This is a genomic window from Pseudomonas sp. JR33AA (genome assembly GCF_021378985.1).
GTDB classification, from domain to species: domain Bacteria; phylum Pseudomonadota; class Gammaproteobacteria; order Pseudomonadales; family Pseudomonadaceae; genus Aquipseudomonas; species Aquipseudomonas alloputida.
This window is the reverse complement of record NZ_JAJSAW010000020.1, coordinates 36,458-50,835: the sequence shown is the minus strand read 5'-3', so window position 1 is coordinate 50,835 and position 14,378 is coordinate 36,458. Positions and strand designations below refer to the sequence as shown.

General features: G+C 60.3%; 15 protein-coding genes and 1 pseudogene. 9 read left to right on the top strand and 7 right to left on the bottom strand.

Translation table 11 applies throughout. The features are described from left to right. Nucleotides 1-30: 30 nt before the first annotated feature. Entirely contained in the window at nucleotides 31-957 is a 927-nt protein-coding gene (gene tal / locus LVS58_RS22465; RefSeq protein ID WP_233692870.1) for a transaldolase, read from the bottom strand. Between the two features lie 155 nt (nucleotides 958-1,112). Further along, complete coding sequence (gene dusA, locus LVS58_RS22460) at nucleotides 1,113-2,123, bottom strand: tRNA dihydrouridine(20/20a) synthase DusA (protein WP_233692869.1); 1,011 nt, start codon at nucleotides 2,121-2,123, stop codon at nucleotides 1,113-1,115. Nucleotides 2,124-2,216: 93 nt separating this feature from the next. Here dusA and LVS58_RS22455 point away from each other — a divergent pair. Next, nucleotides 2,217-2,408: pseudogene (locus LVS58_RS22455) on the top strand (site-specific integrase); the annotation flags it as partial. Between the two features lie 18 nt (nucleotides 2,409-2,426). On the opposite strand, the gene LVS58_RS22450 reads toward LVS58_RS22455, so the two are convergent. Next, complete coding sequence (locus tag LVS58_RS22450; RefSeq protein WP_233692868.1) at nucleotides 2,427-3,578, bottom strand: sensor histidine kinase; 1,152 nt, start codon at nucleotides 3,576-3,578, stop codon at nucleotides 2,427-2,429. A gap of 235 nt (nucleotides 3,579-3,813) precedes the next feature. On the opposite strand from LVS58_RS22450, the gene LVS58_RS22445 reads away from it, so the two are divergent. Continuing rightward, complete coding sequence (locus LVS58_RS22445; RefSeq protein ID WP_233692867.1) at nucleotides 3,814-4,122, top strand: chorismate mutase; 309 nt, start codon at nucleotides 3,814-3,816, stop codon at nucleotides 4,120-4,122. A 116-nt stretch (nucleotides 4,123-4,238) separates the two neighbouring features. On the opposite strand, the gene LVS58_RS22440 is transcribed toward LVS58_RS22445, so the two are convergent. Together LVS58_RS22440 and LVS58_RS22435 are read right to left on the bottom strand one after the other, a co-directional pair. Continuing rightward, a complete protein-coding gene (locus LVS58_RS22440; protein ID WP_233692866.1) occupies nucleotides 4,239-5,102 on the bottom strand; it encodes an AraC family transcriptional regulator in 864 nt (287 codons plus the stop codon). Between the two features lie 136 nt (nucleotides 5,103-5,238). Further along, a complete protein-coding gene (locus tag LVS58_RS22435) occupies nucleotides 5,239-5,631 on the bottom strand; it encodes a GFA family protein (RefSeq protein WP_233692865.1) in 393 nt (130 codons plus the stop codon). A 190-nt stretch (nucleotides 5,632-5,821) separates the two neighbouring features. Here LVS58_RS22435 and LVS58_RS22430 point away from each other — a divergent pair, with 190 nt between their 5' ends. Beyond that, complete coding sequence (locus LVS58_RS22430) at nucleotides 5,822-6,430, top strand: alpha/beta fold hydrolase (RefSeq protein WP_233692864.1); 609 nt, start codon at nucleotides 5,822-5,824, stop codon at nucleotides 6,428-6,430. A gap of 100 nt (nucleotides 6,431-6,530) precedes the next feature. Here LVS58_RS22430 and LVS58_RS22425 read toward each other — a convergent pair whose 3' ends face one another. Both LVS58_RS22425 and LVS58_RS22420 read right to left on the bottom strand, forming a co-directional pair. Continuing rightward, the gene (locus tag LVS58_RS22425) at nucleotides 6,531-7,235 is read right to left on the bottom strand and encodes an SDR family oxidoreductase (RefSeq protein ID WP_233692863.1); all 705 of its coding nucleotides are present in this window, start codon (nucleotides 7,233-7,235) and stop codon (nucleotides 6,531-6,533) included. A 99-nt stretch (nucleotides 7,236-7,334) separates the two neighbouring features. Further along, on the bottom strand, nucleotides 7,335-8,228 hold the full coding sequence (locus LVS58_RS22420; protein WP_233692895.1) for a LysR substrate-binding domain-containing protein: 894 nt from the start codon (nucleotides 8,226-8,228) through the stop codon (nucleotides 7,335-7,337). Between the two features lie 212 nt (nucleotides 8,229-8,440). On the opposite strand from LVS58_RS22420, the gene LVS58_RS22415 reads away from it, so the two are divergent. The 6 genes from LVS58_RS22415 to LVS58_RS22390 all read left to right on the top strand — a co-directional run bounded on the left by LVS58_RS22415 (nucleotide 8,441) and on the right by LVS58_RS22390 (nucleotide 14,017). After that, on the top strand, nucleotides 8,441-8,995 hold the full coding sequence (locus tag LVS58_RS22415) for a helix-turn-helix domain-containing protein (protein ID WP_233692862.1): 555 nt from the start codon (nucleotides 8,441-8,443) through the stop codon (nucleotides 8,993-8,995). A 27-nt stretch (nucleotides 8,996-9,022) separates the two neighbouring features. Beyond that, a complete protein-coding gene (locus tag LVS58_RS22410) occupies nucleotides 9,023-10,369 on the top strand; it encodes a glutamine synthetase family protein (protein WP_233692861.1) in 1,347 nt (448 codons plus the stop codon). Nucleotides 10,370-10,444: 75 nt separating this feature from the next. Continuing rightward, the gene (locus LVS58_RS22405; protein ID WP_233692860.1) at nucleotides 10,445-11,218 is read left to right on the top strand and encodes a gamma-glutamyl-gamma-aminobutyrate hydrolase family protein; all 774 of its coding nucleotides are present in this window, start codon (nucleotides 10,445-10,447) and stop codon (nucleotides 11,216-11,218) included. A 70-nt stretch (nucleotides 11,219-11,288) separates the two neighbouring features. After that, the gene (locus tag LVS58_RS22400; RefSeq protein ID WP_233692859.1) at nucleotides 11,289-12,647 is read left to right on the top strand and encodes an aspartate aminotransferase family protein; all 1,359 of its coding nucleotides are present in this window, start codon (nucleotides 11,289-11,291) and stop codon (nucleotides 12,645-12,647) included. A gap of 183 nt (nucleotides 12,648-12,830) precedes the next feature. Continuing rightward, nucleotides 12,831-13,385, top strand: a complete 555-nt coding sequence (locus LVS58_RS22395; protein ID WP_233692858.1) for a helix-turn-helix domain-containing protein — start codon at nucleotides 12,831-12,833, stop codon at nucleotides 13,383-13,385. A 122-nt stretch (nucleotides 13,386-13,507) separates the two neighbouring features. Then, nucleotides 13,508-14,017 carry a ProQ/FinO family protein gene (locus LVS58_RS22390; RefSeq protein WP_233692857.1) on the top strand — a complete coding sequence of 170 codons (510 nt, stop codon included), beginning with the start codon at nucleotides 13,508-13,510 and terminating at the stop codon, nucleotides 14,015-14,017. Nucleotides 14,018-14,378: the final 361 nt, after the last annotated feature.

Here is a 14,378-nt window from a genome sequence, read left to right as displayed (position 1 = left end):
TTCCCGCCCGTCAGGCAAACCCCAACTGTATCAGGCCTTTTCAGCCATCAACTTCTCCAGCTTTTCCTGGTCCCGCGCAAACTGGCGGATACCTTCGGCCAGTTTCTCGGTGCCCATGGCGTCTTCGTTCATCGCCCAGCGGAACTGGCTTTCGTTCAGATGCTGCTTGGCCTCACCAGCGTTGCCCGGTTTCAGTATCTGCGGCAACGCCCCCTGGTCATCACTAAGCTGCTGCAACAGCTCCGGGCTGATGGTCAGGCGGTCACAGCCGGCCAGTTGTTCGATCTGGCCGATATTGCGGAAGCTGGCGCCCATGACCACGGTGTTGTAACCATTGGCCTTGTAGTAGTTGTAGATGCGCGTGACCGACAGCACGCCTGGGTCTTCGGCGCCCACGTACTCCTGGCCGGTGCTCTTCTTGTACCAGTCGTAGATACGGCCCACGAACGGCGAAATCAAAAACACCCCGGCATCGGCGCAAGCCTGGGCCTGGGCGAAGGAGAACAGCAGGGTAAGGTTGGTCTGGATGCCTTCCTTCTCCAGCTTTTCGGCGGCCCGAATGCCTTCCCAGGTGGAGGCCAGCTTGATCAGCACACGCTCTTTTGGCACGCCGGCCGCCTCATACAGGGCGATCAGCTGACGAGCCTTGTTCAGCAGGGCTGGCTCATCGAACGACAGGCGTGCATCCACCTCGGTGGAGATACGCCCCGGGATGACCTTGAGAATGCCTGAGCCAACAGCCACCGCAAAATTATCGCAGGCCAGGTCGACATCACCCTTGGCGTCGGCCTTCACCTGCTTGAGCAGGTCGGCGTAGCCTGGGATGGCCGCCGCCTTGAGCAGCAGAGACGGGTTGGTGGTGGCATCGACCGGCTTCAGGCGGGTGATGGCGTCCAGGTCCCCGGTGTCGGCGACCACGGTGGTGAACTGCTTGAGTTGTTCCAGCTTGGAGGTCATGGGCGTGCTCTGTCCTGTGCATTTACTCGACATTACCCGAGCCCCGACAGCCGCTCAAGGGCCGCCGAAACCCTGCGGACCCGCTAGTCCGCACAGGTTGTACGAAAGGTGAAGATTCGAGTCACAAGCAAGCCCGAGGTTCCCTGCCTCTGAGGTCACCGCCCCTGCAACAATTCCACGGCCTGGTCAAACACCGCCAAGGGTTCGGCCGCCTTGTGAATGTCTGCCGACAGCAACTGGCGGAAGCGCCGCGCCCCTTTGAATCCTTGGGCCAGCCCCAGAATATGCCGGGTAACGTGGTGCATCGCACCGCCACTTTCCATATGTGCCACGATGTAGGGCCGCAATTGCGCCAATGCCTCGCTACGGCTGACCACTGGCGCATCGCTGCCAAACAGTTGCTGGTCCACCTCGGCCAGCAGATAAGGGTTGTGATATGCCTCGCGCCCCAGCATCACGCCATCGAAGGTTTCAAGGTGTGCCTGGCATTCGTCCAGGGTCTTGATCCCGCCGTTGAGCACGATCTCCAGGTCCGGGAAGTCCCTCTTCAACTGCGCGGCGATGTCATAGCGCAGCGGCGGGATCTCGCGGTTCTCTTTCGGCGACAGCCCTTCCAGAATCGCGATGCGTGCATGCACGGTAAAACTCCGGCAGCCGGCCTCACGCACCTGGCCGACGAAGTCGCTCAGTTCGGCGTAGCTGTCACGGCCGTTGATACCAATGCGGTGCTTGACCGTCACAGGCGTCGATACGGCATCACGCATGGCCTTCACGCAGTCGGCCACCAGCGCCGGGTGAGCCATCAGGCACGCGCCGATCATGTTGTTCTGCACCCGGTCGCTCGGGCAGCCAACGTTAAGGTTGACCTCATCAAAGCCGGCTTCCTCAGCCAGCCGCGCACAAGCGGCCAGGTCGGCCGGCACACTGCCACCCAGTTGTAGGGCCAGCGGGTGCTCAGAAGCATCGTGGCGCAGGAAACGATGGGCGTCGTTGTGCAGCAGGGCGCCGGTGGTGACCATTTCGGTGTAGAGCAGGGTTTGCCTGGAGAGCAGGCGCAGGAAGAACCTGCAATGCCTATCGGTCCAATCCATCATGGGTGCAACGCTGAAGCGGCGTGACGGCTCAGGGTGCGTGGTTTGTGGCTTTGAGGCTGATTCTAGGGGCATTCTGGTCTACACATTTAGGTACCACTTTTCGGGTTTTGTGGTGAGACAGTGGTGCGATGTACACCGTCATTCACGCTTGGACCACCGAAAATCATGGCAACAATCAGAGCAAGGAAAAAGGCTGATGGGACAGTCAGTACTAACGTCCAGATCCGCCTCAAGAAAAAGGGTGTCCTAGTCTACCAAGAAGCCTAGACATTCGCCCGAACGCGAGCAGCTCAGGCCTGGGTGAAGCGACGGGAAACCGAGTTGGCTGAACCAGATACTATTGAGCGTGCCGGGCGGATATCAGCAGCAGGCAGGTCATGGGAGCGTTGCGCTTGTACCTGACGAAGCTATCGGAAAGAGGATCTCGAAAGTCGTCCCCTCTACAGCTGAAGATTTAACTTCTATTCGTCCACCGTGACTGGCGACGATCTCAGCCGCAATGAAGAGTCCCAGCCCTAATCCCCCCGCTGAGCCCCGTTCGCTTGCGGCATAGCTGGAGTAACGTCCCTCTGGCTTGAAAAGGTTGGACATCGCTTCTTCTGGAATAGGCTCACCCGAATTATGAAAGCTCACGCACGGACCGGTATCGTTGATGGCAATCGTGACCACGATTGGAGAGTCTATATCGCCATGGCGTATGGCATTGCTAATGAGATTAGAGAAAACCTGAGCCATTCGAGCGGGGTCGTACAGGCCGATAACCTGCCCACTTTGCACAAACGTGATGTCGGCCTCGGGAATCGCGGTCCGCGATTCTTCGATCACATCGCGGCAGACGGAATTCAGCTCGATCTCTTCAAGATGTACAGGGATTCCAGTCCCTAGATTGCACCGCGCCAGGTCAAGCAGATCGTTGACGATGGCAGTGGCGCGACGTGCGCTTGCACAAACCTGACTGGCTAATGCCCGGGTTTTTTCGTCTGTGCCGTCCAACCGCACAAGCAGATCGCCGGCCATCAGTACCGCGCCTAGCGGTGACCGGAGATCGTGGCCGAGCACCGCCAGTACCCTTTTGCGTGTCAATTCTACCGCGGCGCCGTAGGCGGCAATCGACTCAACCAGGGCTTGATCTATCGCTTCGTTGAATCGAATCATGTCATTGACATGATCCTTGGTCACGAGGTCCTCTTGAGCAAGCCACAGAGATAGCACGCTGGAACGGAGTGCACGGTATTCGGAAACCATCTGATCCATTGAAAAACCTGCTATCAACCGGGTCATGGCGTGTGTTTGAGCGGCGCTTTCACTCGATTTTTGTGGGCCTCGGCCTTGAGCTTTTTCTAATTGCTGGTGGGGTGACTGCAACGTTCGCATATCTGCGGCGATGGTTCGCAGAATCTTTTCACCGTGATCCCTCAGGCCAGCCGTGTCCTGTTCCGGTTGCTCGGTTTCGACCGAGCGTGCAAAGTCCTCCCAGGCTTGGAGAATGTGCTCCATGCTGGTCTCGATGAAATCTGACAGTTTCATTGCGCTCCTCAGCTTTGCTCGCATGCAGGCGTTCAATCATCCTAGCCCAACAAGCGGATAGGCGTATCAACGGGTACCCGGCCACCCGTCAGCCAACCGAAATGATTTGCGCCAGGCCCTTACTGACAAAGGGAGGCGCGTGAAGCGGACCTAGCGTAGAAGCTACTGCATTAACCGATCACCAACGACAGCCTGCTTCAATCAATCGCAGGCTCATGAAAAGGAAGTCAAGCAAATGGATGTACGTTGCACCTCTCTGGACGAAGTCCGTCAACGGATCGATGAAATCGATCGCAGCATCGTTTCGCTTCTCGCCAACCGTGGAAGGCTCGTGACGCAAGCAGCGGGCTTCAAGAAAACCACCGATGATGTGCGTGCGCCTGCTCGGGTCGAGCAGGTGATCAAGAACGTTCGTGAGATGGCTGACGAAACCGGAGCCTCGGCTGAGCTGGTGGAACAGGTCTACCGGGCGATGATATCGGCCTTCATCACTGACGAGCTGAACACCCATGCGAAGTTGGCCGACGAGCCTTTGGCATCGTGATGACCCGCGGGGCTCTTACGCAGCCCCGCCGCTTTCTCCAACCGAGCGGATTGCCCGGTGCGGGATGGATTTGCAGGCATAGTTTAGCCGGCAAGGTGCCTGGGCCTGCCAAAAGGCTATGTCCGCTGGTCAAGTTCAACCTCCTTCAACGGCACGTAGATGTCCGTTTGCCATAGCTCCAGTGGCGTTTCCGGATACACGCTCAGGTAATGAAAGAACAACGGATGATCACGCAGTTCTTCGTTGCTCGATGGCAGCCAGTCACGGTAAAGCGGGTAGAGGGTTTCGCCAATGTAGTCAGGCGAGCCGGTATGTCGAATCACGGCGCAGCGCCCCGCCGGTATAACCCATTCATGCACGCCGAAATCGTTGGGCTGTACCGCCTCGACGACCTCGCCGCACACGGCAAAGCGAAAGGCTTGAGCCGGGGTGGTGTCTGGGTTGTCGTAGGGGATACCGAAGGTACGGCTGCTGGCCACAGGTGACTGGCCGCTGTGCATGCGCCATTGGCGAAAACGCGCGACGCTTTCGTTGATCAGGCCGGGCGGCCCTTGGTGTTCGAGCGCGGCCACGCGGGTTTCGCCGAAATTCACGATACGGATCTGCATGGTGATACTCCTGGATCGGTGAGGAACATTGAATACCGCACTCCAGGCCTGCCAGTTCGGCGCCTTGGCGAACGCGCTCGGCGCCATGCCGAAGGCGCGCTTGAACGCTCTGGCAAAGGCTTCGGGGCTTTCGAAACCGGCGCCGAATGCGGCCTCCAGTATGGGCGTAGCGGGCGAGGCGACCAGTTGATGCGCTGCGCGTCGAAGCCTCATCAGTTGCACATACCGTGAAACCGGAACGCCCATGTAGGCCGTGAACTGCCGATGGAAGTGAAATGCCGAGAAGTTGGCGATGCGGCTCAAGGCATTCACCGACAGGTCACCTTCGAGGTGGCTGTCGATGTAGGCAAGCACGGTTTCGAACCGTTTCATGTAGCTAGGGTTGTGCTGTGAGTCAGTCAACGAACGGAATCTCTGGAAGGTGCGGTAAGCGCTAGCATCCGTTGTTCAGGCACCGGAGTGCCTAGCCGTGATTGCTCTATCGGGTGGCTTGATGTGCTGCCAGGCGTTATGAGTCAGGGTTACAGGGTGAGTACCAAGGGGCAGCAGCGTCGACGTGAACATGTTTCTGCTTCCTGGGCAGGAACGGCGTATCAAGCGTTCCCAGCGCTATCGAAATCCAGTCGGCAAACTCACCTTGGATGCGTGACCAGAACAAGGTCGAGCCGCACTCCGTGCAGAACTCGCGCGTAACCGTCGGTGATGAAGAAAAGGCCTTGATGCTGGTAGCGCCGCGCAGTATTCGCAGCATGCTGCGCGGAATACTGCCGTACGAAGCGAATGCGGCGCCGTGACTTTTGCGGCACTGGCTGCAGTGGCAGTGGGTCACTGCCTTGGGAGGGGTGAGTAGTAGGTAAGAGACTGCTGCACACAAGCAGCTTCCTTGGTATGCCTCTGTCATTGGCGCTTCCGTGCAGGTGGGAAAGCGCCAGCGTAAACGCCTTGGCCCGATCAGTCGACTGGCCTGCGATCACGGGCGAGCAAAGCTGTTCAGCCCGATCCAGAGGCGCTAACCGGGCCTGAGCGGACATCATTTGCGAATAGCGCTGAATGGCCGTAAGTTTCTTTACCCCTGACTCAAGGACTGAGGCATGACTAATACCCCCGAAAAGATTTTGTTTCTTCCCGGCGCCTCCGGCAATACACAATTCTGGTGCCCAGTCGCCGAAGCCCTTGAAACGTCAATTGCCGCGCAACACATGGGCTGGCCTGGATTTGGCAATACACCAGCCAAGCCGTACATCACCGGTTTGAAGCATCTCGCCGAGATGGCGATCGCAGAAATCGACAGGCCCACGGCCTTGGTGGCGCAATCAATGGGCGGGGTTGTCGCAGTGCTTATCGCACTTGAGCGCCCCGACTTGGTCACTCACTTGGTTCTAGCCGCCACCTCGGGCGGCTTGAACCTCCCTGCTTTGGGTGCTACGGACTGGCGCGAGGCGTTCGAAGCAGATTACCCAACCCTGCCACGCTGGTTCCTGGATGATCGCACCGACCTGTCCAGCCATTTGCACGAACTGCAAATTCCGGTACTGCTGCTTTGGGGCGCAGAGGATGCGATCAGTCCGATTACGGTTGGTCAGCGGCTAGCGCAATTGATACCCGATGCCACGCTGGAGGTGTTCCCCGAGGCCGGCCATGATCTCGGCCATACGCATGCCAAGGCCGTCGCGCGACTGATCGACAAGCACCTTGGCTGAAGGCTGCGTTGGTGAAGGGCTGGTTGCTCCCGTTCCAGGCCTGCTCCGTCATCCTCGCATGAAGCGACGGCAACAGCTGCGCATGCAGGCCGACAGGCAATCAAACGCTACGTGTCAAGCCACCATCGACCTTGATGTTCTGCCCGGTGATGTAGGCAGCACCTTCGCTGGCGAGAAACGCAATGGTGGCGGCGATTTCCTCGCGGGTACCATAGCGTTTGAGTGGCACGCTGTCGCGGCGCTGTTCGGTGGCTGGCAGGCTGTCGATCCACCCGGGGAGGACGTTGTTGATCCTCACGTTGTCCCCCGCGAATTGGTCGGCGAAGATTTTGATGAATGCGGCCAGGCCCGAGCGGAACACTGCAGACGTCGGGAACAGCTCACTCGGCTCGAACGCCCAGGCGGTGGAAATGTTGATGATCACGCCCCCTTTCTGGCGCTGCATGTAGGGCGTCACCAGGCGAGTCGGACGAATGACATTGAGCAGATAGGTGTCCATGCCCTTGTGCCAGTCTTCGTCGCTGATCTCCAGGATTGGCGCGCGCGGACCATGGCCGGCGCTGTTGACCAGCACGTCGATGCGCCCCCACTTTTCCACTACGGCATCGACCAGGCGTTTCAGATCCTCAACCGACTGGTTGCTGCCGGTTACACCTATACCGCCAAGCTCGGCAGCCAGTGCTTCGCCCTTGCCCGAGGAGGAAAGGATGCCAACCTGGAACCCGTCAGCGGCCAGGCGCCGTGCCGCTGCCGCGCCCATACCGCTGCCACCTGCTGTGATGATCGCAACTTTTTCTACTGGCATGCTGCCTCCTGAACGTTAATGGCTGATTGCTTAGACGCTCTAAAACTAGCAGTAGTCGTGGCAACGAGGGAGGCAGCTAAACTTCACCGAGGCAGCAGATTAACTATTGTCTGCTTGTTGCTTGAACCAGCGCTGGACAATGCCTAGCGACTCCGGCTGCTGCAACTTTCGTGGCCACACCAGGTAGAACGACTTATCGAGCCTGAGTTGCTGAGCGAAGACCTGGGTCAGCCTGCCCGCGACGATGTCATCACTGACGAACGCCAGGCTCGCCAACGCAATACCCTGACCACTGATGGCGGCATCAATGGCCAATGAAGTCTGGTTGAACCGCAGGTTTCTGGCAGTCGCTTGCCCGTGTTGCGGGAACAGTTGTGCAAGGAACCGAGGCCAGAAATCATGGGCATCGTGGAGCAGGGTGAAATCTTGAAGCTGCTCGAAGCTGGCGGGGGCTTTGCCGACTTCGAACAACGTTGGGCTGGCCACGGCGACGATACGCTGTTCCATCAACAGTTCGCTGTTCAAACCCGCACCGAAGTCGGGCTTGCCATAGCGGACTGCGATATCCACGGCGTCGGTATTGAAGTGGGACAGCCGATCGGTGGCCAGTACACGTAAATCGATGTCCGGATGGCTTTGAGCAAAGCGGCCTAGCCGGGGAATGAGCCACTTGGAGGCAAAGGTCGGTGTCACGCTGACCGTCAGGTGAGGCGCTTGTGGCCGCAGCAGACGGGTTGCCTCATCGATCATCGCCAAGGCATTGCGAATGCTGCCGCTGTAGCCCAGGCCCGCATCGGTCAGTGCCAGGCCCCGGGGCAGGCGCTCGAACAAACGAAGGTTCAGGCTAGCTTCCAGGCCGCGTATCTGTTGTGCAACTGCCGCCTGGGTCACCCCCAGCTCTTCGGCGGCCAGGCGGAAGTTCAGGTGGCGGGCGACCACTTCGAACACACGTAGCGCATTGAGCGAGGGCAAATCAGGGAAACCGTTTGGCATGGCGATGGATAGGGTCGGGCTGGAGAATTCACCCACGAGGCTACTCGTCGAGCGCCTGTAAAGAAACCCGCGCCACTGCAACCAATCCGCCACGCTGCGCAGCAAGACTCGGTTGGCGGCTGCGCATTTCCATCGTTCGGCTTGACGCGTGAAATTTATCATGTAAATTTTCATGAAAAATAAGTCCAAAAATTTCACGGCAGTTCGAAACGATGAAGATGCACGAAGAGGTTGAAGCCCTCGCGATCCTTATTCACGACCTGCGCAAATTCAAGAACCTGACCCTGGGCGAACTGGCCGAGCGCGTCAACCGCTCGGTCGGCTTCCTCTCTCAGGTCGAACGCGGTGTTTCGCGCCCTACCGTGGCGGACCTCACTGCCATCAGCGAAGCGCTCGGCGTATCCACCGCGTACTTCTACAACCTGAGCAAGCCCCGCAGCATTGGCTGGGTCACGCGTCCCCACGAGCGGCGCACGCTGTACCTGGAGTCGGGCATCACCGATGTGCTGGCTTCGCCCACCATCGCCGGTGCATTCGCCATGCTCGACAGCCATCTGGAGCCTGGCGCCACCAGTGGCGAGGCGTACCTGAGTGACCGTTCCGAGCAGGGTTGTTTCGTGCTTGAAGGTGAACTCACGGTATGGCTGGACGACGGCGAGGCCGTGACCCTGCAGGCCAACGACTGCTTCCAGGTGCAACCCCACGCGCAGTTCCGTTACGCCAACCTGACGGCAAAACCCACCCGCGTGCTCTGGGTCTTCAATTGAATTCGTTCACCTCACAAGGATAAGAAGATGAGTGTCATCTTTGCTGATCTGCTGGCTGAAGTGCGCTCGTTCCGAGCGGAGCACCCAGAAATTCGTTATGTCGACCTGATTGCGCTGGATATCCCCGGGCACTTCTACGGCAAGCGCTACCCCATGGACATGCTGGAGAAAGTCGCAGCCGGCGCGCCGCTGAAGCTGCCGCAGAACTGCGTGTTGTTGGGTACCCAGGGTGGCCTTTACCCGATTGGCGATTACTGCTTTGCCGACGGCGACCCGGATGCTGCCCGGCGCCTGGTGCCGGGTACCCTGAAGCCGGTGCGCTGGGAAAAGGAAGTGATCGCCCAGATGCTCATCACCTCCGACGGCACCGACAAGCCTATCGAGTTCGAGCCCCGTGAAGTGCTGGCCCGCGTGATTCAGCGCCTGGCCAAACGCGGCATCCGCCCGGTGGTGGCTTTCGAGCTGGAGTTCTACCTGTTCGACCGCAAACTCGACAACGGCCTGCCACAGTACCCACGGGACACGGCGACCGGGGATGAGGACGACCAGCCGAATATGCACATCGAGCGGCTTTCACGCTTCTCGTCGGTGCTGCACGAGATGGTCGATGGCGCCAACGAGCAGGGCGTGCCGGCCAACGTCATTACCGCAGAGCTGGGCCCAGGCCAGTTCGAGATCAACTTCTCCCACAGCGACGATGCCCTGAGCGCGGCGGACTGGTCGGCGCTGTTCTGCCGCAGTACCCGCGGTATCGCCATGAAGCACGGCTACCGTGCCAGCTTCATGAGCAAGCCGTACCTGGACGCGCCGGGCAGCGGCATGCATGTGCATGTCAGCCTGTATGACGCTGCCGGTAACAACATCCTGGCCGGCGCTGAACAGCGCAAGCTGCGCCATGCGGTGGCGGGGTGCCTGGAGCTGCTGCCGCACTGCATGCCGATCTTCGCCCCCAACCACAATGCTTACCGCCGCTACGGCGCCATGGTGAATGCGGCGAGCAAGGCCAGCTGGGGCTTCGAAGACCGTGACGCGTGCATTCGCATCCCCGAGTCCGACCCGCGCAACCTGCGCATCGAACACCGCATCGCCGGTGCCGATGCCAACCCGTACCTGGTGTTGGCGGCCATCCTGACCGGCATGGAGCATGGCCTGGACCGCGGCGTCGAGCCCATCGCCCCGCTGAACGAAAACCGTCAGAGCGGCATCGACTTCCCCAAGGATGCTCTCAGCGCCCTGGCCGCCATGCGTCACCACCCGGTGGTCAACGAAGGCCTGGGCAGTGAGTTCGTGATGGTCTATTGCGAAAACAAATACCAGGAGCAACTGGACTTCATGCGCCACATCGATGCCCGCGAATACCGCTGGTTCCTGTAGGTGCCGAAGGTCGAACAGCGACGCTGTACCCTCCCTTTCAACACAACGCGCAATATGGATTTGCCGGAGGAAGATATGCCACGTGTGCCCGTTATCGGCATTACCGCATGCACCAGCATGATCGAGCTGCATGCAACCCAGACCATCAGCGAGAAGTACGCACGCGCGGCAGCCAAGGCAGCGTGTGGGCTGCCCATCGTGATTCCCAGCCTCGGTGAACTGATGGACAGCGCCGATATTCTTGACGTGGTGGATGGGCTGATCTTCACCGGTTCGCCGTCCAACATCGAGCCGTTCCATTACAACGGCGCGGCCAGTGCAGCGGGCACCCAGCACGACCCGCTGCGTGATGCCACCACGTTGCCGCTGATGCGTGCGGCCATCGCCGCCGGCGTGCCGGTGCTTGGCATTTGCCGTGGCTTTCAGGAAATGAACGTGGCACTTGGCGGCACCCTGCACCAGAAGGTCCACGAGACCGGTGTGTTCATGGACCACCGCGAAGGCAAAGGTGAGCCCATCGACAAGCAGTATGGGCCGCGCCACACCATGCATGTAGAGCCCGGCGGCCTGCTCGACCGCATGGGCTTGCCGGCGGTCTTCGACGTCAACTCCATCCATGGCCAGGGCATCGATGTACTGGCCCCGGGGCTACGGGTGGAGGCGCTGGCACCCGATGGCCTGGTGGAAGCGATTTCGGTCGAGAACGGCAAGGGCTTTGCCCTGGCCGTGCAATGGCACCCCGAGTTCCAGGTCATGGACAACCCGCATTACCTGACCATCTTCCAGTCGTTTGGCAAGGCCTGCCGGCATCGCTCGGCATTGCGCCAGAGGCTGTTGCTGTCGGCCTGAACACCGCCCGTTCCCAATCATCAAAAGTACCCGCGCAGCCTGGCTGCGCAACTTGATGGAGTAGAAGTCAATGAGTGAAAAGAATTCGCAGACCCTTGCCTGGCAATCGATGAGCCGCGACCACCACCTGGCCCCGTTCAGCGATGTCAAGCAACTGGCCGAGAAAGGCCCGCGCATCATCACCTCGGCCAAGGGCGTGTACCTGTGGGACAGCGAGGGCAACAAGATTCTTGATGGCATGGCGGGCCTGTGGTGCGTGGCGGTCGGCTACGGTCGTGATGAGCTGGCCGAGGTCGCCAGCCAACAGATGAAGCAGCTGCCTTACTACAACCTGTTCTTCCAGACCGCGCACCCGCCTGCGCTGGAGCTGGCCAAGGCGATCGCCGAGGTGGCCCCGCAAGGCATGAACCATGTGTTCTTCACCGGCTCCGGCTCCGAAGGCAACGACACCGTGCTGCGCATGGTTCGCCATTACTGGGCGTTGAAGGGCCAGAAGAACAAGCAGGTCATCATTGGCCGCATCAACGGCTACCACGGCTCTACCGTGGCGGGCGCGGCCCTGGGCGGCATGAGTGGCATGCACCAGCAGGGCGGGGTGATCCCGGATGTCGTGCACATCCCGCAGCCATACTGGTTCGGCGAAGGCGGCGACATGACCGAGGCCGACTTCGGCGTGTGGGCGGCCGAGCAACTGGAGAAGAAGATCCTCGAAGTTGGCGTGGACAACGTTGCCGCCTTCATCGCCGAGCCGATCCAGGGCGCCGGTGGCGTGATCATTCCGCCGCAGACCTATTGGCCGAAAATCAAGGAAATCCTGGCCAGGTACGACATCCTGTTCGTCGCCGACGAAGTGATCTGCGGGTTCGGCCGTACCGGTGAGTGGTTCGGCACCGATTACTACGACCTCAAGCCTGACCTGATGACCATCGCCAAGGGCCTGACCTCGGGTTACATCCCCATGGGCGGGGTGATCGTGCGTGATGAGGTGGCCAAGGTCATCAGCGAAGGCGGCGACTTCAACCACGGCTTCACCTATTCCGGCCACCCGGTGGCGGCAGCGGTGGGCCTGGAGAACCTGCGGATCCTGCGTGACGAGCAGATCATCCGCCAGGTGCACGATAAAACCGCGCCTTATCTGCAACAACGCCTGCGCGAACTGGCCGACCACCCGCTGGTAGGCGAAGTGCGTGGCCTGGGCATGCTCGGTGCGATCGAGTTGGTGAAAGACAAGGCCACCCGGGCCCGGTATGAGGGCAAAGGTGTCGGCATGATCTGTCGCCAGCACTGCTTCGACAACGGCCTGATCATGCGCGCTGTGGGCGACACCATGATCATCGCGCCACCGCTGGTGATCAGTATCGAAGAGATCGACGAGCTGGTGGAGAAAGCCCGCAAGTGCCTGGACCTGACCTATGAGGCTGTTCGGTAAGGGCAGAAGGCCTGGTTAGCTGTTCTCAGCACCTGGGAGATCGAGCGCCGCCTGCGTGGTGCTCGATCGGTGCCCTGATCGTACAACTCACGTCAGTCACCTTCGGCAAAGCATTTTGCTTTGTGAAATGAATCCTGTACTTTTCTGGGCATCCATTTCCCGTCTGAAAGTCGCGATTCAACCATGAAAGTGCACGAAGAAATCGAAGGCCTGGCAGTACTGATTCGTGACCTGCGCAAGTTCAAGGGACTGACACTGGGCGAGCTTGCACAACGCATCGGCCGTTCGGTGGGTTTTTTGTCCCAGGTCGAACGCGGCGTATCACGCCCGACGGTGGCCGATCTCACTGCCATCAGTGAAGAGCTCGGTGTTTCGACAGCGTACTTTTACAAGCTGGACAAACCCCGCGAGCTCGACTGGGTGACCCGCCCTCACGAGCGTCGCACGCTGCACCTGGCGGGTGGCATTACCGATGTGCTGGCATCGCCCTCCATAACGGGCGCGTTCTCCATGCTCGATAGCCATTTGCAGCCGGGGGCCAGCAGTGGCGAAGAGTACCTGGACGACAGCTCGGAGCAGGGCTGCTTCGTGCTCGAAGGCGAGTTGACCGTATGGTTGGGCGATGCCGACCCGGTCACGCTGCATGCCAATGACAGTTTCCAGTTGCAACCCCACGCCCGTTTTCGTTACGCCAACCTGACCGACAAGCCCACACGCGTGCTTTGGGTGTTCAGCTGAGGGCCGTCGTACAGGCGTGCGCTGGTGCCTTGGCTAGCCGGGAAAGCTGGCCTGCAAGCAATGTGCTGGCTGCATGGGGTATCCTTGCACCACGCAATCAACTTCGAAGCAGTGAATGAACAATGGGTTTTGAACAACTAGCTGAGCTACGAGACCGCCTGCGGGCGGAAAAAGGGCAGGTAAAGGCCGAAAGCGCGAAACCGTCCAAGCGCAAGTCGCCCCCGCAGGCGAAGCCGCGTGAGATGGACCCGGCGGTGGCAGCGATCTGGCCCCTGCAGAAGCATTTTCCGTTGGCCTTCCCGGTCAACCCGGCCCCCAAGGTGCCGCTCAAGGAGGGCATCTTCAAGGATGCCGAGCAACACCTGGAGCTGCTTGGGTTAACCCGCGAACAGCTCAAGCTGGGCATTTCCACGTGGTGCCGGGGCGCTCGATACTGGGCGAGCATGGTAGAGAATGCCCCGCGCCTTGACCTGAATGGTCAGGCCGCAGGTACCGTGACCGCCGCTCAGGCGCTGCATGCCAAGCAGCAGGCGGCGCGGCAACGCAGCCAGGATCGACGCAATCGTGCCAAGTCAAAGGCCCAGGCTCCGGCGCCCGCCACCGCCACAGCGGCGGAGCAGTCTACCGACTGAATTCAGTCGCGCGCTGCCCCGTAGCCATGCTGGATGGCAGCCCATTGCTGGGGCTGCTGTTTGGCAGGCCCGGCAATCTACCAGGTTCGGTTTCGAGGGCCTGGTGCATGCAACGATGGTTTCAAGACCCACCTGATCGGCAAGCCACGGCAGATGATGCCGGGGCGCAACCACGTGCGTCGGTTTCAGAATGCGCCTGGTCGCTCGTATGCAACCCCTCGGCGCCACAAGTGCCATGCTAGCAGGATGCCCAAGGGTCAGTACGCGCAGACGTGCGGCCGTGGGCGAGGAGGCCGCCAGTACCACGCAACTGTGACGTGGGCGGTGCGCCGCAGCAGAACACGCCGGAAACCTGCCCCTT

What these genes read in the sequence shown, in the direction of transcription:
- LVS58_RS22405 (WP_233692860.1), top strand. Translation starts at nt 10,445, where the DNA reads ATGCCACGTGTGCCCGTTATCGGCATTACCGCATGCACCAGCATGATC.
- LVS58_RS22450 (WP_233692868.1), bottom strand. Translation starts at nt 3,578, where the DNA reads ATGAAACTGTCAGATTTCATCGAGACCAGCATGGAGCACATTCTCCAA.
- LVS58_RS22425 (WP_233692863.1), bottom strand. Translation starts at nt 7,235, where the DNA reads ATGCCAGTAGAAAAAGTTGCGATCATCACAGCAGGTGGCAGCGGTATG.
- LVS58_RS22445 (WP_233692867.1), top strand. Translation starts at nt 3,814, where the DNA reads ATGGATGTACGTTGCACCTCTCTGGACGAAGTCCGTCAACGGATCGAT.
- LVS58_RS22435 (WP_233692865.1), bottom strand. Translation starts at nt 5,631, where the DNA reads ATGACAGAGGCATACCAAGGAAGCTGCTTGTGTGCAGCAGTCTCTTAC.
- LVS58_RS22390 (WP_233692857.1), top strand. Translation starts at nt 13,508, where the DNA reads ATGGGTTTTGAACAACTAGCTGAGCTACGAGACCGCCTGCGGGCGGAA.
- LVS58_RS22440 (WP_233692866.1), bottom strand. Translation starts at nt 5,102, where the DNA reads ATGAAACGGTTCGAAACCGTGCTTGCCTACATCGACAGCCACCTCGAA.
- LVS58_RS22415 (WP_233692862.1), top strand. Translation starts at nt 8,441, where the DNA reads ATGAAGATGCACGAAGAGGTTGAAGCCCTCGCGATCCTTATTCACGAC.
- LVS58_RS22395 (WP_233692858.1), top strand. Translation starts at nt 12,831, where the DNA reads ATGAAAGTGCACGAAGAAATCGAAGGCCTGGCAGTACTGATTCGTGAC.
- LVS58_RS22410 (WP_233692861.1), top strand. Translation starts at nt 9,023, where the DNA reads ATGAGTGTCATCTTTGCTGATCTGCTGGCTGAAGTGCGCTCGTTCCGA.
- LVS58_RS22430 (WP_233692864.1), top strand. Translation starts at nt 5,822, where the DNA reads ATGACTAATACCCCCGAAAAGATTTTGTTTCTTCCCGGCGCCTCCGGC.
- dusA (WP_233692869.1), bottom strand. Translation starts at nt 2,123, where the DNA reads ATGCCCCTAGAATCAGCCTCAAAGCCACAAACCACGCACCCTGAGCCG.
- LVS58_RS22420 (WP_233692895.1), bottom strand. Translation starts at nt 8,228, where the DNA reads ATGCCAAACGGTTTCCCTGATTTGCCCTCGCTCAATGCGCTACGTGTG.
- LVS58_RS22400 (WP_233692859.1), top strand. Translation starts at nt 11,289, where the DNA reads ATGAGTGAAAAGAATTCGCAGACCCTTGCCTGGCAATCGATGAGCCGC.
- tal (WP_233692870.1), bottom strand. Translation starts at nt 957, where the DNA reads ATGACCTCCAAGCTGGAACAACTCAAGCAGTTCACCACCGTGGTCGCC.